The organism is Streptomyces sp. NPDC043853 (assembly GCF_056436025.1).
The window spans coordinates 262,171-287,076 of sequence record NZ_JBWKDJ010000007.1 but is presented as its reverse complement, the minus strand read 5'-3'; the positions used below and the strand labels follow the sequence as shown (position 1 = coordinate 287,076).

General features: G+C 68.9%; 13 protein-coding genes and 2 pseudogenes. 8 read left to right on the top strand and 7 right to left on the bottom strand.

Annotation, left to right across the window (positions count from 1 at the left end):
- Positions 1–93 precede the first annotated feature (93 nt).
- The 5 genes and pseudogenes from AC067U_RS20625 to AC067U_RS20605 form a co-directional block, all read left to right on the top strand.
- Positions 94–847 (top strand): annotated as a pseudogene (locus AC067U_RS20625) (tyrosine-type recombinase/integrase); the annotation flags it as partial.
- A pseudogene (locus AC067U_RS20620) lies at positions 822–1,300 on the top strand (replication initiator). The pseudogenes AC067U_RS20625 and AC067U_RS20620, both read left to right, overlap by 26 nt.
- Positions 1,297–1,638, top strand: coding sequence for a replication initiator (locus AC067U_RS20615; RefSeq protein ID WP_478831323.1), 342 nt, complete (start codon positions 1,297–1,299; stop codon positions 1,636–1,638). Before AC067U_RS20620 ends, AC067U_RS20615 begins: the two are co-directional and overlap by 4 nt.
- On the top strand, positions 1,635–1,859 hold the full coding sequence (locus AC067U_RS20610) for a helix-turn-helix domain-containing protein (protein WP_478831183.1): 225 nt from the start codon (positions 1,635–1,637) through the stop codon (positions 1,857–1,859). The genes AC067U_RS20615 and AC067U_RS20610 overlap by 4 nt, the downstream gene beginning before the upstream one ends.
- Positions 1,859–3,166, top strand: coding sequence for a tyrosine-type recombinase/integrase (locus AC067U_RS20605; protein ID WP_478831182.1), 1,308 nt, complete (start codon positions 1,859–1,861; stop codon positions 3,164–3,166). The genes AC067U_RS20610 and AC067U_RS20605 overlap by 1 nt, the downstream gene beginning before the upstream one ends.
- 216 nt (positions 3,167–3,382) lie before the next feature.
- Here the strand turns inward: AC067U_RS20605 and AC067U_RS20600 are convergent, their stop codons facing one another.
- Positions 3,383–3,862 carry a hypothetical protein gene (locus AC067U_RS20600; protein ID WP_478831181.1) on the bottom strand — a complete coding sequence of 160 codons (480 nt, stop codon included), beginning with the start codon at positions 3,860–3,862 and terminating at the stop codon, positions 3,383–3,385.
- A gap of 13 nt (positions 3,863–3,875) precedes the next feature.
- Positions 3,876–11,258, bottom strand: coding sequence for a ricin-type beta-trefoil lectin domain protein (locus AC067U_RS20595; RefSeq protein WP_478831180.1), 7,383 nt, complete (start codon positions 11,256–11,258; stop codon positions 3,876–3,878).
- A 574-nt stretch (positions 11,259–11,832) separates the two neighbouring features.
- On the opposite strand from AC067U_RS20595, the gene AC067U_RS20590 reads away from it, so the two are divergent.
- Complete coding sequence (locus AC067U_RS20590; RefSeq protein WP_478831179.1) at positions 11,833–15,099, top strand: DNRLRE domain-containing protein; 3,267 nt, start codon at positions 11,833–11,835, stop codon at positions 15,097–15,099.
- A 97-nt stretch (positions 15,100–15,196) separates the two neighbouring features.
- On the opposite strand, the gene AC067U_RS20585 is transcribed toward AC067U_RS20590, so the two are convergent.
- The 3 genes from AC067U_RS20585 to metF all read right to left on the bottom strand — a co-directional run bounded on the left by AC067U_RS20585 (position 15,197) and on the right by metF (position 21,488).
- On the bottom strand, positions 15,197–19,132 hold the full coding sequence (locus AC067U_RS20585) for a hypothetical protein (protein ID WP_478831178.1): 3,936 nt from the start codon (positions 19,130–19,132) through the stop codon (positions 15,197–15,199).
- A gap of 263 nt (positions 19,133–19,395) precedes the next feature.
- Positions 19,396–20,340 carry an AraC family transcriptional regulator gene (locus AC067U_RS20580; RefSeq protein WP_478831177.1) on the bottom strand — a complete coding sequence of 315 codons (945 nt, stop codon included), beginning with the start codon at positions 20,338–20,340 and terminating at the stop codon, positions 19,396–19,398.
- A 149-nt stretch (positions 20,341–20,489) separates the two neighbouring features.
- Entirely contained in the window at positions 20,490–21,488 is a 999-nt protein-coding gene (gene metF / locus AC067U_RS20575) for a methylenetetrahydrofolate reductase [NAD(P)H] (protein WP_478831176.1), read from the bottom strand.
- 257 nt (positions 21,489–21,745) lie between these two features.
- Between metF and AC067U_RS20570 the strand changes: the two genes are divergently transcribed.
- A complete protein-coding gene (locus AC067U_RS20570) occupies positions 21,746–22,153 on the top strand; it encodes a hypothetical protein (protein ID WP_478831175.1) in 408 nt (135 codons plus the stop codon).
- Positions 22,154–22,225: 72 nt separating this feature from the next.
- Here AC067U_RS20570 and AC067U_RS20565 read toward each other — a convergent pair whose 3' ends face one another.
- Together AC067U_RS20565 and AC067U_RS20560 are read right to left on the bottom strand one after the other, a co-directional pair.
- Positions 22,226–22,942: a lipoprotein gene (locus tag AC067U_RS20565; protein WP_478831174.1), complete on the bottom strand. Its 717-nt coding sequence runs from the start codon at positions 22,940–22,942 to the stop codon at positions 22,226–22,228.
- A gap of 82 nt (positions 22,943–23,024) precedes the next feature.
- Positions 23,025–23,822 carry a bestrophin-like domain gene (locus tag AC067U_RS20560; protein ID WP_478831173.1) on the bottom strand — a complete coding sequence of 266 codons (798 nt, stop codon included), beginning with the start codon at positions 23,820–23,822 and terminating at the stop codon, positions 23,025–23,027.
- Positions 23,823–24,038: 216 nt separating this feature from the next.
- Between AC067U_RS20560 and AC067U_RS20555 the strand changes: the two genes are divergently transcribed.
- A complete protein-coding gene (locus AC067U_RS20555) occupies positions 24,039–24,845 on the top strand; it encodes an arylamine N-acetyltransferase family protein (protein WP_478831172.1) in 807 nt (268 codons plus the stop codon).
- The last annotated feature ends 61 nt before the right edge of the window (positions 24,846–24,906 follow it).

Genomic DNA, 24,906 nt, shown 5'->3' with positions numbered 1-24,906 from the left:
GCGCGGCTCCGCCCTCGGCTTCCGCAACCTCAGTTCCACACTCCCGGGAGAGAAATCGATCCCAGCCTGTCGGGATTTTTCAATCCCCAGAACAGCATTGCCGTCCACCGGCTCCGCGAGAACACCCACACCCGCTACGCCACCTGCGTCCGCCTCCACCTCATGCCCGACCTCGGCACCAAGAGGATCGTCCGGCTCACCGCCAAGGGTCCGCACCTTCCTCGACCGGCTCCGCACTGCCTGCCAGTGCTGCGCCCAGGGCCTGGACACCAAACGGAAGAAGTGCTGCACGATCGGCGAATGCTGCCAGAAGCGGCTGTCCGCTTTGACCGTGACCTACGTGCACTCGGTCCTCAAGTCGGCCCTGGAACACGCCGTCCGCGAAGACGAGCTGCCCCGCAACGTCGCCCGCAACGTCAAGACCACCACATCCCGGCCCAGGCGGTTCCAGCCCCTCACCACAGCTGAAGCCCGCCACTTCCTCGGCGCAGCCCGCGCCGACCGGCTCCACGCGCTGTATGAACTCGCCCTGCGCACCGGGCTCCGCAAAGGGGAACTCCTCGACCTCCACTGGGAAGACCTCGACCTCAACAGTGGGGCCGCGACCATCCGCCGCTCCCTCCAGCGCACCCGAACCGGCGGCCTCACCCACCTCCCCACCAAGACCCGCGCCTCCGAACGCCGCATCGCCCTCCCCGCCGAATGCCTCCGCTCCTTCAAGAATCACAAGGAGCGGCAGGACAGGGAGCGAGAGACCGCAAAGTCAGTCTGGAAGGATCGCTGCCCGGCTCGGCCTCACCCAGAAGGCCGCCCGCGAGGTCTTGCGGCTCTCCTTCGCCAAGGTCGCCGAGTACCAGAAGCGCGGCCTGGTCCACTTCCACGCCGTCATCCGGCTCGACGGCCCCGACGGTGGCACCCACCCCCACCGCCGGATGCCACCGTCGCCCTGCTTGCCGACGCCATCCCGGCCGCCGCCTCCCGCGTCCGAATCTCCATCGTGTCGGACGCGATCGGGGAACGCGAACTCGCCTGGGGCGAACAGCTCAACGTACGCGAGATCAACGCCTTCGGCACCGACGCCGAATTCACCGACCAGGCGGTCGCCGCCTACGTGGCCAAGTACGCCACCAAGTCAGCCGACGCCTCCGGCGCCCTCGACCGCGCCTGTTCTGCCGCCCCTGCCAGGGACGCGCCACCGTCCTCCCCCACGGGCCCCCGCTCCCTTGCACCGCCTGCGGCGGTACCGGACAGGCCCGGCCGCTGCCCCGGCTCGCCGTGGCCCGGCACGTGCGGCAGATGATCCGCACCTGCTGGGAGCTGGGCAAGCTGCCGGAGTTCACTGTCCTCAAGCTCTGGAAGTGGGCGCACATGCTCGGCTTCCGGGGTCACTTCTCCACCAAGTCCCGCTGTTACTCGGTCACGCTCGGCGCGCTCCGCGACGCCCGGCGCGCCTGGCGTACCGAGCAGGCCCGCGCCCAGGCCGGCCTTCCCGACCTCGACCCGACGACAACCCTCGTCCTCGACCACTGGTCCTACCTCGGTTCGGGATACAGCCCCGGCGCCGGACTCCTCTCTGCTGACGTCTGGCACCGCAGAGAGCTGGAGCGCCAGTTCGTGGCGGAAGGGGCCTGCCGATGACCTCGTACCGTCCCGCTGCGCCCCACCAGGCGCCGAGTACTTCTCAGGAACTGCTGACCGTCCCCCAGGTCATGGCCTGCCTCCAGATCGGCCGCTCTGCTGTCTACGACCTGCTCCGCACCGGCCAGCTTGCCTCGATCACTCTCGGCCGCGCCCGCCGCATCCCCGCCCACGCCCTCACCGACTTCGTCCGCGCCCGACTCGACCAGGAAGCCGCCTGATGACCACGCCCCGCGACTCCAGCCCCTCTCACCGCGTCCGCGCGAACGGAGACGGGACCGTCTACCAGCGCAAGGACGGACGCTGGGAAGCCGCCGGCTACGTCCTCGCCCCGGGCAACACCCGCAAGCGCGTCCGCGTCTACGGCATCACCCGCAAGGACGCCCTGGACAAGCTCACCGAGAAGATCGCCGCCAGCAACCGCGGTCTCCCTCTCCCTTCCGTGCAGGGCAGCGTGGCCGCGTACCTGACGTACTGGCTGGAGGCCGTCGCTGTCCACCAGCTCCGCGAGAACACCCACACGCGCTACACCGCCTGCGTCAATCGGTACCTCATCCCCGGCCTCGGCAAGAAGAAGCTCGCCAAGCTCTCTGCCAAGGACGTCCGTACCTGGCTCAACCAGCTCCGCACCACCTGCCAGTGCTGCGCGCGCGGCATCGACGCCAGGCGTGGTCAGCCCCGTTGCTGCGCCGCGGGATCGTGCTGCTCCAAGAGGCTCTCTCCGCTGACGCTGGCGTACATCCACTCCGTCCTCAAGTCCGCCCTGGAGCACGCCGTCCTAGAGGAGGAGATCCCGCGCAACGTCGCCCGCAACGTCCGCACCGGCACACCCCGGCCCCGACGCTTCGAACCCCTCACCGCCGATGAAGCCCGTCAGCTCCTCACCGCCGTGCGAAGTCACCGGCTGCACGCGCTGTTCGAACTCGCCCTCCACACCGGACTCCGCAAGGGCGAACTGCTCGGCCTGCGCTGGGGAGACCTCAACCTCGACGCTGGCACCGCCGCCATCCGCCGCACCCTTCAGCGCACCACCGCTGGCGGGCTCACCACGCTGCCCACCAAGACGCGGGCCTCCGAGCGCCGCGTCGCCCTCCCCGCCCGCTGCGTCCAGTCGCTGAAGCTCCACCACGAACAGCAGCAGCGTGAGCGCAAGGCCGCAGGCACGGCGTGGCAGCACAGCGGGCACGTGTTCACCACTGCTCTGGGCGGATCGATCGACCCGACCAACCTCACCCGCACCTTCACCACGCTCCTCCGTAAGGCCGGACTCCGCCGCATCCGCTTTCACGACCTCCGGCACTCGGCCGCCACGCTGCTCCTGGAACAGGGCGTCGAACTCGTCGTGATCAAGGAACTCCTCGGCCACGCCCACATCGGCGTCACCGCCACTGTCTACGCCCACGTCCGACTCCGCCTCCAGCGCGACGCCATCGACTCCCTTAGCGCCGCCCTTGATGGCCCCTCCAACGACCGGTCGACGCGCGACGAAGGCGACGACCCGCCGCTGTGCGGAGCCACCGTCCACTGACGTTGCCGTCAACTACTGCCGTCACCCAACGTAGAAGCCCCGCCAGGACGCACCTGGCGGGGCTTCAAATTTGCTGCTGCTATCCAACACGAAGGTGCCGGGATCGGGCAGCGAGGCTACACCTCACCCTCCATCCGACGTGCGAATGGTGCGACCTCCAGCGGGGTGGCGGCGAGGTTGAGATCCGTGAGGTGTAGCGCGTGATTCGTATCGAAATCACCGAACAGCCCGGAGCAACTCTCCATGCAAGTATTGCAGAAATCCCCAGAGATCATCTGCAATCACCTCCACGTTCGATTCCCCGACCTCATAGGCCGCACCTTCCATTGAACCGCCACTTAGCCGATACACCTTGCCAGATGTAAGGCTGACAGCAAACAGACCACCGCCGCCATCAGACCCGAAGGCAACAACGGAATCACTGACAGCACCCCTAACCTCTGCCGGCTGCCAATCCCCTCTACCTTCGACTACGTCGTCGACGGAATCCACGAAGAAACCGTTGCCCACATCGGGGAGCGTCACCTTCTCGATGCGCGCGTAGAAATCAAGGAGGTCACCGTAGTCCCTAAAAGCAGGGTGTCTTTTGAGTACACCGGGTCCGCCCACTGCTGCCTCGACCACGCAATTCTCTCCTGGTTCGTAGCCGTTCCTCTCCTCGAAATCTCTCATGAATTTCGAGGAGAGGTCAGCCATTTCCCGGATCCAGCTACTTAGACTCTCTCCAGAAATAGTCACCATAACCCCTATCAATCTGTCCGGCGAAGTCCTCGATTTGAGCCCGAGTTGGATTCGGATTCATGTCCCGAAAGTAGCGCCACTGGTCGGTGATGTTTTGGTGAACATTAGCCCCCCGGGACTTCATTCGACTGCCCGGCACGCCGCGCATGTTGGACGGCGCATCAAAATCGAAGTCCGAAAACTCCGGATGATTCCTGTACTCCTGCGGAATGGCGTGATGTGCATCCCAATCATCCGGCAGACGCTTGAAGCCGTTCTTGTTCAACGTGGCTTGGAATCGACCGCGATAATTTCCAAGCGCGATAGTCGGAAAATCTGGGTCGAATCCATTGCAGTTGTGCACCAAGACCGGAGTGGCGCCCGCCAGCACATAGTACGTGTGGAGGTCCGCGACCGTGAGGTTGTACGTGTCCAGGGTGGCTTGGTACGCACGCACCGCATGGATGGAGACTGTGGTGCCGGAGTCCGTGCGGAGGGTCATGCCGGGCTTGAGGTCGGCGGCATCCAACCAGGCCTTGGAGGATTCCGACCAGAACGGGTGGTGGGCCGTCGTCGTGATGGTCTCTATGCCGTCCGGGGTCTGGACGGCAAGGTCGACGTAGTCCTTGTCATCTGCAGTGAAGATGGTCGCTGTGACCTGTTTGGCTGCGGTCTCCCCCGTTTCGGGATCGGTCGCCAGCACTTGGTCGTCGGTGGTCAGGTCCTCGATTTTCTTCGCTGAACCATCTGCCGTCATGACGGCAGTACCAGGTACGAAGCTGTTGAGGCAGTCGATGGCGTACTGGTACTTGCCCCTGGAACCGCCGGCGATTCCCTTGACGAGCCTGCTGCCACCGCGCGTCGCTACGGTGATCGTTACCTCGGCTGCTGCCCAAGCACATGATTTGAGACCAGGATTGGTGGCGCAGTTGTAGGCGTTCCGAATACCCAGGAGCTCCATCCAGTCACCGGTCGTGGTGTCGCGGAGACCGATTTCCTTCGCTGTTGAACAGAACTCGTCAGTCGAGGGGTGGCTGCGGTAGCACTTATTGTCGGCCCAGCGTTGGAGATTCTGCTCGTAGGACTTCTTCGGGGAGTATCCGAGGGCGTGGAGCTCTTTTTCGGTCAGGAGTTTGACGTTGTTGATAACGACGGTGGTCTTGCCGGTTTGCAGGCCGCTGTACCCTGAGTTGCCGCTGTTGCTGCTGCCTCCGGAGCCGCTGCCGGAGCCGGAATCGTCCACCACGATCTCGTCCACCCAACCCCTGGCGGGCCGGCTGCTGCCGCCGATGTCGGCGAGCTGCAATCCAGACGGGTCCGAGTTGGTGATCGGGTTGCCGTTGGCGTAGGTGTAGCCGTTCATCTGGAGCGGGTCGGTGTTGTCGATGATCGGGTCGACCGAGATGAAGCGGCCCGTGGTGGGGTCGTATTCGCGGGCGCCGATGTGGGTGAGGCCCGTGGTCGTGTCGTCGACGCCCACGCCCAGGAAGGTGCGGTTGCCGGGCCAGCCGGTGGGCTGGGTACCGCGCAGGTTGCCGTACGGGTCCGACTTGCGGCGGGCGAGGGCCTGGCCCGGGCCCTGGTCCACCGAGGTGGTGGCCGTGTTGTGGTGGTCCGACAGGAGTTGCTTGAGGTCGTGGCCGATGGTCTTGCCGAAGGTGTGGCGGACTGTCGTCGGGCCGCCCAGGCCTGCGTAGTAGCGCTGGGCGTCGATCGCCTTGCCCGTGGAGTCGACCGTGACCTCGGCGTCGCCCAGGTACAGGGTGCGGGTGGCGCCGGTGTTCTCGATCAGGCGGTTGCCGTCGGCGTCGTAGAGGTAGGTGGTGGTGTCGGTGAAGCTCCACTGCTGGTGCGTGGCGCCGGCCGAGCAGGGGGCGAGTGTGAGGTCGGTGCCGTTGGCCGAATTGGCGCCGGGGACCTCCACGCACTTGCCGGTGGCGGGGTGGTGGAGGGTCTTGTCGGCGGAGCGGTAGACGAACTTCTGGTTTCCGCTGCCGCTGCACGCGGACAGAGTGACCGCGCCGCCGGTGGACGTGGCGCACTTGCCGAACGCCTGGAGGGTCTCCTTGCTCAGGCGCCACTGCTGCGCCTTGGTGTCGTTGCAGCTGTAGAGCTGGATCGGGGTGCCGTCGGCCGTGGCCGCAGACTGGACGTCCAGGCACTTGCCTGCCAGGCCCAGTACCGGGAAGGCGCCGATGCCCGGGCTGTCCGCGGAGGTCAGTTTGTTGCGGCGGTCCCAGGTCAGGGTCTGGGTGTCGCCGTTGATGGTGCGGCGCGTGGTGTTGCCGGCGTTGTCGTAGCCGTACGTCGAGACCGTTTCGATGGTCGAGCCGGGACTCTTGACCGTCGCGTCCACCCGGGTCAGCGCGTGGGGCTGGGTCTTGATCGTCTGCTGAGTGCCGTTGTTGGTGACGGTGACGCCGTAGGTGTACCTGTACGTGTCCTCCAGGCCTGCGCCGGTGAGGTCCTTGTCGATCAGCTTCGTGCGGTTGCCGATCTTGTCGAACTCGTACTTCTGCCAGTAGCCGTCACCGTCCGGGCCAGGGGTGACATCGGTGAGTTCTGTCTCCGCGTCTGCTCGGCACTTCTCGTTGTTCGAAGTCCAGGCCTCCACCAGCTGGCCCAGCGGGTCGTAGCGGTAGCACTGGCGGTCGGTACCGACGGCCTGCTTGTCGGCGACGGAGGTGATGTTGCCGACGGTGTCGTAGGTGTACTTCAACTCCGAGATGCGGTGCTGGGGACCGGTCTCACGGTCGGCGAAGGAGTCAGTGATGCGGCCCGTGCTGGCGTCGTAGTCGTTCGTCGTCCACACGCGTTCCGGGGCGGAACCGGAGGCGGTGCGCAGGACCTCGCCGTGGGGGCTGTAGACGGTGTCGGCCGTGTACCAGGACAGGCCGGAGAACGTGGTCGGGACGCCCTCGTCGTTGTAGCGGGTGACCAGGCGTTCGGCCGCGAGGCCGCCCGGGGTGGCCGGGACCGTGGTCGACTGGACCTTGCCGGTGGGCGTGTAGGCCGTGCTGTAGGCGTAGGTGCCGGCCAGCCCCTTGGTGTCCGCGGTGTCCGGGATCGTGAGTTTGCTGCCCGTGGGGCGGTACTCGGCGTCGTAGCCGGTCACCTCGCTGGTGAACGCCTTGCCGTTGCCGTCGTAGGCGATGGACGCGACCGGCAGGCCCTTGGCGCCTGGCAGGGTGTCGAAGGTCCAGGCCGCGACGAGCTTGCCGTCCCAGGCGTCGTCGCGCAGGGCGACCTTCCGGCCGAGCACGTCGTACTTGTGGTGCTGGGCACGGCCGGTCGAGTCACGGGTCCAGGTGATCTGATCCAGGTCGTTGTAGACGAACTGGACCTTGCCCATGTCAGGGTCGTCGGACGTCGTCTTCCGGCCCCGGCCGTCGTAGGTGTACGTCCAGTCGTTGCCGGCCGCGTCCGAGACCTGGGTCAGCTTGCCCCGCAGGTCATAGGTGTACGTGGTGTCGTTCGCGGTGCTGAGGGTGGTGGAGGTGAAGTGCTGGATCTTCGACGTCCGGCCCAGGACGTCCGTCCAGGTCTTCACCGCACGGCTGCCGCCCAGCGGGGTCAGCCCGTCGGCCGACATTCCTGTGCGGGCGAGCGTCCAGTCGCCCCCGTACTGGGTCGTGCTGGAGTACTTCTCGTCGCCCTTGTGGAAGGTCGTGGCGCGCACCGGGCGCGCCAGACCGTCGTAAGCCGTCCGGGTCGAGTTGGCGACCGAGTAGTCGGACTTCGGGTAGAAGATCTGTTGGGTCGGCTCGCCTTCCGCGTGGTACGCGTTGTCGGTCCGCCGGACGGTGCCGTGCTGGTTGTAGTAGGTGTCGGTGATGATCCGGCCGCCGCCCAGGGCTTCGCCCTGGGTCTGGACGGGACGCAGCAGGCCGTCGTAGATCGCGGTCGAGACCTCGTACGTGCCGTTGTCACGCAGCACGCGCGTGGTGACGGCCGGCGGATCCTGGGCGGCGATCTGGTAGCCGAACGTGTATGCCGGCTTGTCGGTGGCCGGTTTCTGGGACGGGATCCAGACCTTCGTCGTACGGCCGAGGTGGTCGTACTGCGTGGTGACCTTGCGGCCGTTGGCGTCCGTCGTCTCCAGAACGCTGCCGCGGCCCGGGTCTGCCTTCGTGGTGGTGGTGTGACCGAGGGCGTTGGTGACGGTGGTGGTGAAGGCAGGTCCGGTCGCCGGGGAGAACGAGGTCGAGGTGGCGCTTCCGGCGGCGTCGTACACCTTGGTCACGCGGCCCAGCGCGTCGTACTCGGAGCGGACCGTGGTGATCCAGCCCGTCCCGGCCGCGTCGTTGGTGTCGACCTGCTGGGCAAGGCCCTTGACCGGCACCTTGCCGAAGGCGTTGAGCGCGTCGTAGGAGGTGCGGGTGGCGGACAGCAGCGCGCCGGTGGTCTGCTGGGCGCAGGTGCCCGCCGTGGTACGGACCTCCTTGGGCAGCCCGATCAGGTACTTGCCCTCGTTGTGGACGTAGCCGGTGGCCGCGCAGGTCTGCTCCGACGTTCCGGAAGAGGTGACGGCTTCCTTCTGGACGGTCTTGAGCAGCCCGTATTCCTTGTCGTCGTAGGTGGACCGGGTGCGCACCGTCCGGGTGCCGCCGGTCACCGTCTCGACGGCGTCCGTCCGCGAGGTCCTGGTGCGGAACGCCTCCAGGGTGGTGTTGTCCTTGCGGGGGCGTGACGCGGTGTTGTGACTCTCCGGCCAGTTCACCTCTCGGGAGAGGACCTTGATGTCCTTCTCCGCTTCGGCCCGCCCGAGCTCCTTCACCTTCTCCGGGTCGGGGGCCCGGTCGTAGGTGATCGTCTCGGCGGCCATGCCCTGGTACTGCAGCAGGTCCTCGCCGAGGTCGGCACCGGTCGAGTCCTTGACCGGGACCTTCGCGCGTCCGGCGTCGCCGGACATTCCGCGGAAGTAGCGGGTGCGGCTCTGGGACTGCACGGTCGCGTCCGCCTTGCCGGCGTTGGCGGTGGTGCCCTTCTGCACCAGCACGCCGGTGTAGCCGCGCCACTGGTTGTACGTGCGCAGCTTGGGCTCGGTGAATTCGTCGGTGTCCTTCGCCCAGGCTGCGCCGCCCTCGTAGATGTACCGGGTGACGACGTCGGGCTGGCGGGAGACCCGGTCCCTTTCCCGGACGCCGTCGACCACGTACTTGTTGAAGTACGCCAGCGGGGGCGTTTCGAGCGTCGGGTCCGGGGACCAGTGGACCGGGTAGCAGCGCGTGTCGTTCTTCACCGGGTCGGGCTTGCTGCCCAATGCGCACGGCGGCGAGTAGTCGACCCGGATCTCACCGCCGGTCTCGGTCCGGATGGTCTCCACACGCAGCCGGTCGAAGCCGGGGGTGTTGTCGTTGGCGTCGGTCTTGACCCGGTTGGGCATGGGGTCGACGTTCGGCAGGAAGAAGACCTGGGGCAGATCGGTGCGGAGGTCGCCGTCCTCGTCCTTGACCGTGCCGTAGCCGTAGCGGGTGATCGACTTCAGCCACAGCGGGGGGTGGGTCTGTGTTCGCTGTACCGGGAACATCTGGTCCAGGTCCCATTGGTCGACCTGTGACAGCGCAGTGGAACCCTCGGTGCGCTGCGCGAACGTCTTGACGTTCGTCAGGCGCTTCCGCGACCAGAAGCTCGGGGAGCCGACGTAGCAGTTCTTGTCGGTGAACTTGCAGTTCAGCGTGGCCGGGGTGTCCCACCAGACTTGCTTGTCCTCGTAGTTCTTCGAATCGAACTTCGCCGGATCACACTTCGACGCCACGTCTTCCGCGCAGCGCTCCTTGACCACGAACTCGACCTTGGCCGCGGGTGCGCCGTCGAGGTCGTCGGCCCTCAGACCGTAGAGGATCCGGGTGGGGTGGCCACCGCGGATGTAGCCGACCTTGTCCTTGGCGGTTTCCTGTGACTTCTCGTTCCTGGCGTAGCGGTTCTCCTCGCGGGCCCAGTCGATGACCATGGCATTGCCGTGGACGTCCTCGACGTAGTCGAGGTTCCAGCGCCAGCCCTGACGGCAGGAGGAGGCCGCGTAGGTCGACGCGTAGCAGGGTTCGCCCGGGTGGTTTCCGAAGACCGGGGTGTAGAACACCGAGTTGGTGGTGTTCGGCTTGCTGGAGCCGTCCCCGTGCGCACCGACGTTCTGCCGGCCGAAGTGGTAGCGGCTGCCGTCGCGCGTGGTGACGACCCAGTACTCGCCGTCCTTGGCCTCGTTGCGGGGGGCGTCCGGATCGGTGACGGTCAGGCGCTCGACGCGCGAGCCGTCATCGGTCGCCGGGACCCACTTGCCACTGGAGGCGTCGTGGACGAGCTCGGTGGTGCTGCCGCCCAGCGACATCACCACGTGGTCGCCCGCCCAGCACAGGTCGCCCTTCTTCTTGTCGGTGGCGTTGTCGTTGTTCGGCTTGGGACCGTCCTTGACCAACGGATCGAGGTCGTCGGCGCAGGACCGGTAACGGCGCTCGATGAAGCCCGGGGTGTAGTCCCAGCCGTCACCGATCCAGGAGGCCTGGCCATTGGTGACCGAGGTCTTGCCGTCCACGGCTTGTGAGGAGTACGAGAAGGCGATCTTTGGTGCGGGGCCTGCGGGCGGGGCGGGGACCGTCAGCGGGTAGGTCCAGCCGAACCCGCCGCCGCTGCCGCCCGCCGTCCATGTCCCGGACGGGGACAGGGGTGAGGCCTTGTACGAGTTGGCGGGGCCCTTCACGCTGTCGGAGGCCACCATGACCACCGGGCCGGCGCCCGACATCGCGGACATCCCCTGGGGCGCGGCGGTGGCAGGGTCGACGGTCGCCCGGACGGTCTTCGTATCCGGGTCGTTCAGGGAGCGGAGCGGGGTGGCGGTGGAGCACTCCGGAAGCTCCGGGGAGTCGAAGAAGCACGCCGGGAACTGCTTGAGCTCGAGCCGGGTGGACCACTCGGTACCGAAGAGGTCCCTGAACCGGTCGTAGTCCAGTTCGACGTCGACCGGGGCGGATCCCTGGGCGGGCGGGGTGACCTTGATGATCGCGCCGTCCACGCCTGCCGCTTCGGTGTCCGCGCGCGACTTGACGGCGACCGACCACGTGCCAGACGGAGCGGGCGCGGTGGGATCGGCCGGTGCGGCGACCTTTCCGATCTTCACCGGCAGGGCACCCGCCTGAACCAGTGCCGTATCGGTCGGCTTCAGGGTTACGGACTCGGAGTCACCTGCGGGAGGGCTCACCTTGGGCGGATCGAAGTCCGCGGGAAATGACGCGGGCCCGTCCACCCAGCCGGCCATCGCAGCCGCCTTGTCGGTGTCCAGCCGCGCCGGCTCACTCCCCTGTAGCTTCGGCAGATCGAAGCCGGTACGGCCGCCGGGCGGCGCAGCCCATGCCTGGACCGGCAACAACGTCGCCATGAGCAGCACCGAGAGCCCGGCCGCGGTGCGCCCGGCTAAGCGCGCACGGACAGCACGGGCCTTTCTGCCTCCGGGCAGGCGAAAATCGTTCGCCGAGAACGGCGACATTGTGGACCCCCCCCACGCCACTGCCGGGCGCGCCAACGGACGTGCACGGACAGGGAATTGACAAATAGCCCGCTGATTGTGCGGGTTAGTCGGTGCATAAATCCACACCCCTGGAATCACTGTGACCTCAATCACTTAACGGAGTCGCATGGCCAAATATTCGCGGCAAAAGGGGCGCCGGGCCTGAAATTGGAGATCTCCACAGGGTGACGAAACGCCGACGATGGTTCATGCTCGGCTCGCGCATGACGCGCGGAGGGCGAGTGGGGAGCCAACCTTCCAAATTCAAGCCACTGGCCGAATTCCGTCGGCAATGAGGGCAGCGGTTCTCGCATGCCCGAGGGGGGAGAGGACAACCGTGGTCGCATTACAGCCACCCGTGGACGAGAAGCCCGAATCCAGTCAGCTGAGGAAGAGAAATCGGCCAGGAAAACAACGGCGTAGACGAATTACCGCCATTGCCGCGGTGCTCACCGTCGCCGCTCTCGCCGTCCCGTTGGGCCTGCACCTGACCGGACAGGACGGGAAGAAGGCTGCCACCTCAGACACGGCAGACCCGCCGGTCGATTCCGCGGCTGCGCGCCTGGAGGCGAGGCAGACGGGCAAGGACGTCGAGGTCACGGCGGCGCGGACGGCCACCAGCACCACCTGGGCACTGCCGGACGGCCAGTCCCGGACCCGGATCCACAGCAGCCCGGTCCGCGCCAAGGTGGGCGGCGAGTGGAAGCCCGTCGACACCTCGTTGCAGCCGGCCAAGGGCGGTCGGGGCGGTTATACGCCAAAGGCGGTCAACACACCGCTCCTCTTCAGCGGCGGCAGGGCGGGCGGCAGCGGTGCGGGAAGCGGTGGCGCGAAGGGCAGCAAGGCTGCCGACGGCGCGACCCGGGCCTCGCACGCCTCGACGCGCACCCCTCTCGCTGGCGGCCACGCAGCCACCGGCGGCCGGTTCCAGACCGTCGCTCAGGCTGCGGCGAAGGCAAAGGCTGCATCGGCGACGGCGACGGCGACGGCGACGGCGACGGCGACGGCGACGGAGCCCGAGTGGACCGATCTCGTCACGTTCTCCCCCGAAGGCCACCAGCTCGTCGTGAAGTGGCCCGGTCCGCTGCCCGCGCCGGTCATCGACGGTCCGCGCGCCCTGTACGAAGGCGTGCGGCCCGGCATCGACCTGCTGATGACCGCGCAGGACGACGGCTACACACACCTGCTGATCGTCCACACCAGAGAAGCTGCGGCCGATCCCCTCCTCGCCCAGCTGAACTACCGGCTCAGCTCTCCGGATCTCACCTTCCACCTGGATCCGACCTCCCACTCGGTCAGCGCGCGCGACGCCGACGGCGAGGAGATCGCCGGGTCCCCCACTCCGTACATGTGGGACTCCAGCGGGAAGATCGCCCGCACCGAGGGCGAGCCCGTTCCCGAGCTCAGCGACGTGGCCAAGCAGCACGCCGCCCTCACCCTGCCCGGCATCAACGGCGCCGAAGGCGCCCGTGCCACAACCGCGAAGGCAGCTCTCGGCGCCGACAACCTGCTCACCATTTCGCCCGACAACCGGCTGTTGACCGCAGCCGACACGAAGTACCCCGTCTTCATCGATCCGCAGTTCAACGGCCGCAAGCACAGCTGGTCGCTCTTCTACAAGACGGCCGGCAGTTCCAGCTTCTACAACGGCCAGAACTTCAACGCCGGCGGCACGAACGAGGCCCGCATCGGCTATGAGGCGGACAGTGGCGGCACATCGCGTTCCGCTTTCAATTTCGCGTTCAGCAGCGACATCCACGGCGCGAACATCAGCAAGGCAACATTCCGGGCCCTACAGACGTACTCCTGGGGGTGCGCTTCTCGCGCGTACCACCTCTACGCAACGGGCTGGGTGTCCAGTTCGAGCACATGGGACAACACCGACAACAACAAGTTCTGGTCACGCTATCTGAATCATTCTTCCAGTACGCACGGGTACAAATCAGGCACCTGCCCGGATGCCTGGGTCGGAATCGACATGAAACAGGCCGCGATCGACGCGGCCACGTACAAGTGGCCCGCCCTGTCCCTCGGTCTGCGGGCGGCCGTCGAGACCGACGAGTCCTACTGGAAGAAGTTCCTGGCCAACGGTGAAACCGCCCCGTTCATCGACATCGAATACAACAAGCCCCCGATCGAGCCATCGCTGGCTTCCATGTGGACCGATCCCGGGGGCGGCTGCAAGACCACAGCGCCCGTCCCGGCCGTGCCCAAACGCGACCTGACCTTCAACGCCACCGGAGCCGACGGCGACGGCGTCGACGACCTCGCCAAGGTCCAGATCAAGGTCTGGCGCGTGGACAACGGTGCCGTGGTCATCGATACCGGCCTCCAGCCCTACGCCAACACGGGCAAGGTCTGGACGACGGTGACCGCGGACAGGTTCACGCACGGGGCGACCTACATGTGGACCGCCTGGTCCGTCGACAAGTCCGGCGCCTGGTCCTCCGGCGGCCCGGGCGGGAGCGATGGCCACTGCACGTTCACGGTCGACCACATGGCCCCGCCGACCCCGGCCTTCTGGTCCGAGGACTTCCCCGCCCCCGGCCCCGACGGCAATGAGTGGAGCAAGAAGCCGTACGGCGAGAAGGGCTGGATCCGGTTCCTCGGCAACGGCGCCAAGGCGGAGGAGATCAACTACTACGAGTGGAGCCTGAACAGCACCACGTTCGACCAGAAGGCGTGGCCGTACGACGGCGACGTCGCGGCCGCGCACATCAACCCCGCCTCGGCCGGGCCGAACGTCATCTACCTGCGCACCGTGGACAAAGCGGGCAACACCACGAAGCAGTACGCCAAGTACCTCTTCTACGTGAGCCCCAGACCCGGCCTGGACAAACCCGGCGACGTCACAGGTGACGGCATGCCCGACCTCCTCGCCGTCGACGGATCCGGGAACCTGCGGACGTACGCCGCCGACGCGGCGGGGGACACCGACGCGTTCCTGTCCGGTGGCGTCGATGACGGAAAGCCCGCTCCGAAGGGCCACTGGAAGGACGTCGACGGCAAGCGGGCGCTGATCGCCCACTCCACCGACTGGTTCCCGGGGGACGGCCTCACGGACCTCCTGGCCCGAATGCCCGACGGCAACCTGTACGTGTACCCCGGTGACGGCCTCGGGCGGTTCGACGTCTCGCGCCGGATCGAAGTGCTCCTGCCACCCGGTGCCCCCGACCCGTCGACCCTCACCCAGATCGTGGCAGTCGAGGACGTCACCGGCGACGGGCTTCCCGATGCCTTCGCCCTGGCCGGCGACACCTTCTGGGCCTTCACCGGCTACAGCGGAGCCACCTTCGCCGAGGCCAAGCAGATGGCCACCAGCTGGGCCGAGCGCGACCTGGTCGGCGTACGGGACGTATCGGGGGACAAGGTCCCCGACCTGATCTTCCGCGATGACTCCATGCCCGAGCGCGGCCTCGCCCTGCGCAAGGGCAAGGCCGGGGCCAACGGTGGGGTCGACCTCGACTCGCTCCGGTACGCCGCCTCCGCGCTGGACGGCAAGGACCACACCTACGCCACCACCGGCTGGGGCCGCGCCGCCGTGCCGATGCTCGTCGGCACCCCTGACGCCACCGGAGACGGCATCCCCGACATCTGGGCGGTCCGCAACGACGGCAGGCAGTACCTGTTCGCGGGCAAGGAAGCGACTCTCGGCAACCCCGTCGGTGACGGGGACGGCGACGGCTGGAACACCTTCAAGTCCATCGGCTGAGTCCGCGCACGCGGCAACAGGATCAGGCCCCGACCGTCAGCCAGTCGGGGCCTGATCCTCCCGGTCCCGCTCACTCGTGTGGGCGGGGAGGGTGCGGTCAGCCGGTGTAGTAGCCGTTGAGGTCCGCGGTGATCTGGACCTCGCCGGAGGGGCTGTTGAACGTGACCCTTCCGTCGACGACTGGGACGACGACCGTGTTGGTGACCGTCTGGCCGGCGGCGAAGGTGACGCTCGGCAGACCCGGCCACGTGGTGCCGTGCGGCTGGGCGGTGATCTGGCCGGCCGTCTTGGGTGCGGTGACGGTCACGGAGAGGGCCACGGCCTCGACTCCGGTGGCCGGGACTCCGGCGACCCCGCCGATCTGAAAGCTCACCAGGCCGCCCGCACCCACCGCGCCGGCCCGGGCGCCGAGCCCGCTGCGGGTGTCGAGCAGACGGAGGGGGCCGCTGGGTGTGAACGTCGCGCCGGTGGCGGCGTAGTAGCCGGTGATATCGGCGGTGAGGTCGACGGTGCCGGCGTTGTTCTTGAGGTTGACCGTGCCGTTGCGTACGGGGATGACGACGGTGTTGGTGATCGTCTGGTTGGCGGTGTAGCTCAGGCTCGAAGTGCCGGGCCGCGGCTGCCCGTCCGGGTACGCCGTCACACTGCCGTTGGCGGAGGGCCGTACGGCGGTGAGGTTCATGACCACCGCCGTCATGCCGGTGGCCGGCAGGCCCTTGACCCCGGCGACCTTGAGCTTGACCTCGCCGCCTGCCGGGATGCGGGCCTTGGGTGCCCCGGTTCCGGTGGTGGTGTCCAGCATCCGCACGGGCGTGACGGTGTTCAGTGCCGAGCCCGTGGTCTTGCCGTCGTAGTAGCCGGTGATGTCGGCGGTGAGGTCGACGGTGCCGATGTTGTTCTTGAAGTTGACGGTGCCGTTGCGTACGGGGATGACGACGGTGTTGGTGATCGTCTGGTTGGCGGTGTAGCTCAGGCTCGAAGTGCCGGGCCGCGGCTGCCCGTCCGGGTACGCCGTCACACTGCCGTTGGCGGTGGGCCGTACGGCGGTGAGGTTCATGACCACCGCGGTCATGCCGGTGGCCGGCAGGCCCTTGACCCCGGCGACCTTGAGCTTGACCTCGCCGCCCGCGGGGATGCGGGCCTTCGCGGCCCCGGTCCCGGTCGTGGTGTCCAGCATCCGTACCGGCGTGACCGGCACGAATCGGTTCTTCGAGACCGCCGGAGCGGCGGTAACGGTGTACGCACCCGGCAGGCTCGACCTCGCACCGGCACTCTCCACCAACAGGTCGTACTTCTTGGGGGCGAGACCGTGGGTGTGGAGCAGACCCGTCAGCCAGGTGCCGTCCGGGCTCGCGGAGACCGTGGTCATCCTGGAATCGCTTGCGGGCGTGCCGCCGAGGGTGAGCTTCACTTCAGTGCCGAGCGTCAGGTTCGTGCCGCGGAGCACCACCTCGTTGGAGGTGCCCGTCGGTCCGCTCGGAGAACTCACTGAGGTCACAACGGCCTTCTGCGGCGGCGTGGGGCATCCCTCCTCACAGACACCCTGCATGGAGTATTCGAGAGGGGTGGCTGCATCGCTCGGTGTCACGACCATCAGGTGGTCGCCCTGTGCCGGAGCGGAGCCGCTGGAGCAGGAGAAGCGAGACTCAGAGAGGTAGCCGAGACAACGCGGGCCGGAGTCGGAGTCGCCGAAATGGTCTGGAGCGAGGAGCTCGACCCAGGGGGCAGCGTTGGTCGTACTGCTGTCCGCGCCATAGACGAAGAATCGCTGCTCGGGTTTCAGGGCGATACGCGCGCAATATGCCGTTGCGGTCTCCCGGAAGGTGATGCTCCGCAACGTGAAGCCTTCCGGTGACACACGGCCGGTGCACTCGGGTGCCCATCCGGCCGCCGTACCGATCCGCCAGGCGTCCAGACGCGTGCCGATGGGCTTGCCCTCGTAGCCGGAAGCGAGGGCGAACACGACGTACGAGGAGGAGCCCGTGACTAGGCACGAAGTTCCGTACTGTCGGCAGACGAACTTGCCGGAGGCGTTCACCACCCCCAACAGCGTACCGGTGTACGGCGTGGCCCCAGGAGTCCGCGCACCGAACCAGAACTTGTCGGTCGTCGCTCCCGTGACGCGCAGGCAGCCACTGTCCAGAGCCGATTTGAAGGTGAAGCCCGTGGACGCCTTGCCAACAGCCAGCGATGCGGGCTGGTTGCACTTCGCCGCAGCCGATACGTCCCGTCGGACCAGCTGGAAGGTGTCGGTGTACCTGCCCACAAGGAGGACCGCGTAGGACATGCCCGCTTTGAGCGCGCAACTACTCGTGGTGCCGCTGATGAAGGTGCACACACCGTTCCCGGCACTGTCGTACACACTGACCGAGCCGTTCACCTGGTTGGCGGAGTTCGTGTAGTCGATCAGTTCGGCCGTTGCGTGCCGGTCGGCCGGGATGGCCAGGCACGCGGTCATCCGGTCCGCGGTGAGCTGTACCTTCGTGCCGGTGGACGGGCCGAACGGGCTCTGCGCCCAGGGGGTGCAGCCGTTGACCTCACTGGTGCGGTGGAAGATCAACCGGTAGGCGCCCGGTTCGGGCGCGGAGAGTACGGCCCGGAAAGGGGCGGTGCCGGTCAGCTTGCAGACGTTGGCGGGGTACGCGATCTCGCACTGGCGGACGCCCTTGCTGTCGTAGACCGCACCCGTCGGCTCCGCGGCGCCGCTCGACGGCTGGTTGACGATGTGGACTCCCTGGCCGGTGGCCGTCGGGAGGGTGAGGCAGAGCCGCTGGCCGCGGCCGGTGAAGCTGCCCGTGGCGGGGCCCGAGGCGAAGCCGTCATCGCGTGCCGCGGTGCAGCCCTTGGTCTCGTTCGTGGCGTGGAACCAGAGGCCGAAGGCGTCCGAAGCGGTGCTGCTCCCGTCGCGTGCCCAGGTGTAGTCACCGACGGCGAGGGAGCAGGGTTCGAGCAGGACCGGGGTGCACACGGCCTTGCCGTCGGCCCGGTACAGGCTGCCGGTCACCTCGGAAGCGGTGGCGATGGAGCCGAACAGATAGGGGCCGGCCGCGCTCACGCGCAGGGTGCGGCAACGTGCGGCGGAGCTGGTGTCGGGCACCGTGCCGTACGCCTGCGGCTGGACGACGGGGCAGCCCACGGGCTTGGACAGCTGGGCGAAGGTGACGGCGTAGTCCATGCCGTCCCCGTAGCGCTGGAACGCCAGGGCGCGGAACGGAGCGGTGCCGGTCAGGGTGCAGTCGATGTCGACGGCGCCGCGTTCCAGCGTGGAGCAGATCTCCTTGCCGGTCGCGTCGTAGACGACTTCGGTTGCCCGCCAGGTGGAGAGGTGGCCGCGCAGGATGCCGTTGGCGGCTGTCGGCAGGCCGTAGCAGTGGCCCGCCGAACCCGCTGCCAGGCTGCCGCCGAAGGACTTCGGCGCCCCGAGTGAGGTGTCCGCCGCGGCCACCGCCGTGCAGGACGGATCCGAGAGCAGCGGGGTGTAGGCGACGGAGAAGCCGCCGGTGTCGAAGCCGTGGACCTCCAGGGTGTAGGTGCCGGACTTGGCCGTCGCACACCGGATCAGCCCTTGGGAGTCACCGGCGGGCCGCCCGGCGCACGCCACGGCCTTTCCGTCCGGAGCGGTCAACTTCGGGTAGGTCGGCTGACCGCTCGCGGCGATGGCCTGGATGAACACCAGGTCCTTCGTGGAGGTGAGCGTCAGCGTGAAGCGGGCGTTGGCCTGCGAGTCCGAGCAGGTGTGGACCGTGCCCGGCGCGATCGGTCCCGAGCAGGTGTCGGCAGCCTCCCCGTTCCGCTCGATCCGCTGGGCGACCGCGCGGGCGGCGGCGGCCTGTTGGGCCTTCGTGTCCGGCTTGCCCGGTGCGGGACTGCCGGTGCCGGTTGCGGCCCGGTGCTCCGGTGCGGGTGGACTTGCGGGGGCGTGGCTCTGGGTGGCCGGGGCCGGGGCCGGGGTTGCCGACGCAACCGGGGCGATGGTGCTTTGCCCCGCGAGTGAGGCGAGTACGGCGATGATCAGGGCGACGAGCGAAGCCACACCCGTGAACGGGTGTCTTCTTCGACGCCGCAGGTCCGCGACAGGTGGCGGCATGGGTTCCCCCCTGGGTGACTTCCGAGAACGCCCGCCCCGGGACGATCACAGGGGCTGGGGCCAGCAGAGTGTAGTCAGGAGGTGAACGTGCGTTCGTTTGGGATCTCGCGTACGGGCCGAAAAGTGCCACGGATTGGCTTGGCCGTGCCAACCGGGCTTCCTGCCCCGTGCCTTCGGGAGATTCGGTGCCGGGCTCGGGTGCGTTCTGGTCAGAGGGAGGTGCGGAACTGTTGGGGGCTCATGCCGCGGACTCGTTTGAAGGCCGTGGAGAGGGCGAAGGCACTGCTGTAGCCGACTCGGCGGGCGACCGTGGCGACCGTGGCGTCGGGTTCGCGGAGGAGGTCGGCGGCGAGGGCCAGGCGCCAGCCCGTGAGGTAGGCCATCGGGGATTCGCCTACCAGGGCGGTGAAGCGGCGGGCCATGGAGGCGCGGGAGACGCCCGCCTTGAGGGCGAGTTCCTCGACGGTCCAGGCGTACGCCGGGTTCTCGTGCAGCATGCGCAGGGCGGGGCCGACCACCGGGTCGCTCTGGGCGCGGTACCAGGCCGGGGCGCCGGAGTCGGGGGCGGCCAGCCAGGTGCGCAGGACGCCGATGAGGAGGAGGTCGAGGAGGCGGTCCAGGACGATCTCCTGACCCGGCTCGTCCTTGGTCATCTCCTCGGTGAGGAGGCGGATCAGGAGATCGCACGCGGTGTCCTTGGACGAGCTGACCAGGAGCGGCGGCAGGGCGCCGAGCAGGCGGCGGCCGATCTCGCTCGGGGCCTGGTAGGTGCCGGTGAGCATGACCGAGGATCCCGCGTCCTGGGCGCCGTCGCCCCAGGTACGGACGCCCAGTGCCATGGTGTCGGTGACGTCCTGGCCGGCGCCGGTGCTGCAGCGCTGGTCCGGGCCGACCGTGATCTGGACGGGGGTGTCCGGGGCGTCCGCGACGGTGTACGGGTCGGGGCCGCGTACGACGGCCACGTCGCCGGGCCGGATCCGCACCGGCTCCGACCCGCCGTCCGGGACCAGCCAGGCTTCCCCGTGCCCCATCGTGATGACGGAGAGCGGGGCCCGGTCCTCGATCCGGAGGGACCACGGCGGGTTGAGGACGGACTTCAGGAGGAAGGCTCCGCGTGCCTTGGGGCCCTCCAGGAGGCCGGTGAGCGTGTCCATGGGGTCATCCTCGCCGAGGGGGAGGGGGCAGGACCATGGCTGGGGCTGCCCGGTTCATGTGCGGGCGTCTCACCCCCTTGCCTCCCTTCTTCTTCTCTTCTCTTCCCTTGCCTCCTCGGCCTCCCCCTACGGGTCCCCCCGGCGCGGGTTCAGCTCCGTACGCCCAGGTTGCGGTGGATCTCCATCGTGGCCGTGGACTGGTTGAGGGTGATGTAGTGCAGTCCCGGGGCGCCCTCGGCGAGCAGGCGCTCGGCCATGGCGGTGGCGTACGCGACGCCGATGCGGTGGCCGGCCCGCGGATCGTCCTGGACGGCCTCCAGGCGGTCGGCGAGGTGCCGCGGGAAGCGGGCGTCGCTCAGCTCGGCGAAGCGGGCGATCTGGCGGAAGGCGGTGGCCGGCATGATCGCGGGGATGATCGGGGTCAGGCAGCCGACGGAGGCGAGCCGGTCGCGGTACCGCAGGTAGTCCTCCACCTGGAAGAACATCTGGGTGACGGCGTAGTCGGCGCCGGCCCGGCACTTGGCCGCGAAGTGGCGGATGTCCTCGGTCCAGGAGGCGGACCGCGGGTGCCGCTCGGGGAAGGCCGCCACGCCGACCGTGAAGTCGCCCAGGCTCCGGACCAGCGCGACGAGTTCATGGGCGTGGGTGAAACCGTCCGGGTGCGCGACCCATTCGCCGCGGGGGTCGCCCGGCGGGTCGCCGCGCAGCGCGAGGACGTCGCGGATGCCCGCGTCCGCGTACTGGCCGATGATGTGGCGCAGTTCGGCGACCGAGTGGCCGACCGCGGTGAGGTGGGCGACGGGGCGGAGGGTGGTGTCGGAGGCGATCCGCTTGGTCAGTTCGACGGTGCGGTCGCGGGAGGAGCCGCCGGCGCCGTAGGTGATGGAGACGAAGGACGGGGCGAGGGACTCGATGCGGCGGACGGCGTCCCACAGGGTGCGCTCACCGGCGTCGGTTCTGGGCGGGAAGAACTCGAAGGAGTACGACCGGCGGCCCTGGGCCAGGAGTTCGCGCACGCTGGGGGTGGGGTGGGCGCCGGTGCCGCCGCTCGTCCTGGCGGTGGTGGTCCCACCGGTGGTGAGGGGGGCGGAGGCCGGAGCGGGCAGCACGGGCGCTGGCGCGGTGGCGGCAGCGGTCACGGTCGTCATGGTGGGACTCCCTACCTGTCGGTGTCCTGTCGGTGTCCTGTCCGTCGCCGTTCGGCGTGGAACAAGTACGCGGCGTGATCCGAGTATTGGGCTCCGTGCCGTGAATCGCGATCAGATTCCGTGATTCCTCGAGGTCGGAGCAACGAGGTTGATCGGAATGGGGTCATACCTACGGGGGGCGGACGCGGCAGGACACGACCGGGGGCGAAGTGACGCGGCAGGGCAGGATCAGGATTCTGGGCTGGGGTGCGGCAGCAGTGGTGCTGGTGGGGGGCGGGATCGGGGGTTACGTCCTGTCCGACGGCCTCGGCCGCGGCTTCGGTCTCCGCTTCGACGCGTCCGATCTGCGCGGCCGGTGGGGCAGCACGGACGGCGGGGAACTCCTCTTCACCCCGAACGGCGATTTCACCGCCTTCAACATCAGCCTCGACCCCGGCTGCGACGCGCCCGGCAGCGGGCTCAGTCCGGAGCGCCGGGTGTCGGGTACGGGGCGCTGGACGTGGTCGAACGGCGCCACCATCGCCTTCCGGCCGGCCGGGGAGGGCTTCCGCCCCTGCACGGTCCGGGTCGAACGGCAGGGCAGCGGGACGGCGTTGCGGCTCGGGCAGGATTCGGGCACGGGCGAGACGTACCGGCGGGAGTCGCGTCGTACGCCCCGCCAGTGAGCGGGCGGGCGGGGCCTGCGGGGATGTACCCGGACCGCCTCCGTGCCGGCGGCCCGTGCAGGACGAGGCTGCCTACTTGCCGGCCTTGAGGGACTGCTGGGCCAGGCGGTAGGCGGGCAGCATCTGCTCGTGTTCGCCGGTGTCCAGGCCGCCCAGATGGACGACGACGGCCGCGCCGCCGGGGGTGACGACGGCGAAGGCGCTCTCCTTCTTGGGCTCGTCGAGGGGGGACGTCTCGTACGCGACCTGGACGGCGGGGAGCGCGGTGCTGCCGGTGCCGGCCTTCAGCTCGGTGTAGACGGGCGGCTTGCCGGTGGCCTTCTCGCCGGTCATGAACGACTCCAGCACCTTGCGGGCGTCCCCGGGCGCGGCGGGCTTGTCGGCGACCCAGACGCGCAGGAAGCCGATGTTCCCGGCGGGCTTGGCGTCGATCTCGCAGGCCAGGGTCGCCCCGCCCTGCTTGAACAGGGAGGCGAACTGGTCGTCCTCTGCGTGCGTGACGGCCTTCGGCTTCCAGTCCTTGGGCAGGTCGAAGGAGACGGGCAGGCGGCAGGGGGATCCGTCACCGCCGACGGAACCGGCGGCCTTCGCGCCGGCCGTCGTGCCGGCCGTCGCGTTCCCGGCTGACCCGGAGGGCGCCGGGGTGCCGGTGGCGGCCGGCTTCGGGTCCTGCGCGCCCCCACCGGTCTTGGCCTTCTCCGGCTCCGCGGGCCCGCATGCCGTCAGTCCCGCCACCAGGACGCCCGCCCCGATCACGCCCATCGCCACCCGTACGAGCCCGCGCCGCATCGTCCGTACTCCCCCACCCGAGACACCTGAAGAACAAAAGGACGGTCAACCTAGCAGGTCACGCGCTCGCGACGGCCGCCGCCTACGGGCCGCCGCCGAAGAAGCCGGACTTCAGGTCGCCGACGATGGCGTCGAGCGGGTGCCCGCTCACGACGAACGGGCCGCTCCAGGGCGCGCTGAGGGCGAAGAGCAACGCCAGGCTCAGCCCGACCACACTCGCGACGCCCACGACGAGGAGTGACGTGCGCAGGCTGCTGTGGAAGATCAGTGCGCCGGCGTTCACGATCAAGGCCAGTCCGCTGGCCACGAGCGTGACGACGTAGAGCGTGGGAACGTCACGCGAGGCGGCCGCGATGCGGGCGCGACGACCACTGGTGACGCTGTCCAGGGAAGCCAGCAGTTCCGTGCTGGCCGGGTTGCCCAGCTCGGACCGGGCCGCCTCGGCGCGCACGGTCCGCTCCAGCCGTGCGATCGCGCGAGCGGTGGCCAGGTCGTCGGCGGACGCCGCGGGGCCGGCCTCCCATTCCCGCGCGCGCGTGGTCCGCAGGTAGTCCTGCAGTGCCGCATGGATCGGCTCGGACCGGACCCGCGGGCTCGTCGCCGCCCACGCCAGGCGGGAGGCGGCGGCCGCCTCGTCGCTCACCAGCCCCTCCGCCGCGCGCAGGTAGCCGGCCTCGCTGGCCAGTGAGAGCGCCGCGAAGATGGCGAAGGCGGCGCCGAGCGTGGGCATCAGGGGCATGGCGATCTGCGGCACCCGGTCCTGTTCCCCGACGGGTACGAGCGCCCGGACGCCGACCCGCGCCACGGCCGCGACCAGCAGGGCGAGGAAGAGCCAGCCCACGACCAGCACCACCGCCGGCAGCGAGGTCAACCAGTCCACCAGATCACCTACCGTGCGTTCCCACGAGCGTCACACGACCGCGGAATGCGAAGAATGCGAGGAAGACCCCATGATCACAGGTCAAGGGCCTCCGATACCCGCGACGCCCGGCATCGCGGCTCGCTTCCTGCGCCGAACAGCCGAGTACGGCCGGTGCCGGGCTTAGGTCCAGCGGAGGATGGCGGTTCGGGGCAGTGGCCGTCGAGACTGAGGATCATGGACGATACGACCCTCGGCGCCTACCTGCGCCGCATCGGCGCCGAGCGCCCGGCCGCACCCACCGCCGCGGCCCTCCGCGACCTGCACCTCCGCCACCTGCACACGATCCCCTTCGAGAACCTCGACCTGCACCTCGGCGGGGGCATTTCCCTGGTCGAGAAGGACCTCCTCGCCAAGCTGCTGGACGAGGAACGCGGCGGCGTGTGCTTCGAGTTGAACGGCGCCTTCGCCGCCCTGCTGCGCGCGCTCGGCTTCCGGGTGCGGCTGCTGTCGGTGCGCGTGTACATGGACGACGGCACGCCCGGCATCCCGTTCGGCCACCTCGCGCTGCTGGTGGAGACCTCGGACGGGCAACGCCTGCTCGCCGACGTCGGGTTCGGCGACCACAGCCACCTCCCGCTCGTCCACGACGAGCGCGGGGACCAGCAGGACGCGGCCGGTGTGTTCCGCATCGTGCCGACGGAGGACGGCGACCTCGACGTACTCAAGGACGGCAAGCCCGTCTACCTCGTGGAGACCCGGGCGCGCGCGCTGGACGACTTCGACGGTGCCGCCTGGTGGACGGCCACCTCACCGGACTCGCACTTCACCCGAGCCCCGCTCTGCTCGCGGCTCACCGAGACCGGCCGGGTCACGCTCAGCGGCCGCCGGCTGATCAACACGCCGACGGCCGGCGGGGAGCGTACGGTGCGGGTCATCGAGGACGACGCGGAGCTGTTGACCGCGTACCGCGAGCGGTTCGGCGTACGCCTGCCGCGCGTGCCCGACCGCAGCGACACCCCGCCCGCTCCCCCGGCCCGGTAACGGGCCCGGTGACCGGCCCGCCGACCGCCGCGCGGCGGTCGGCCGACCACGGCCGACCGCC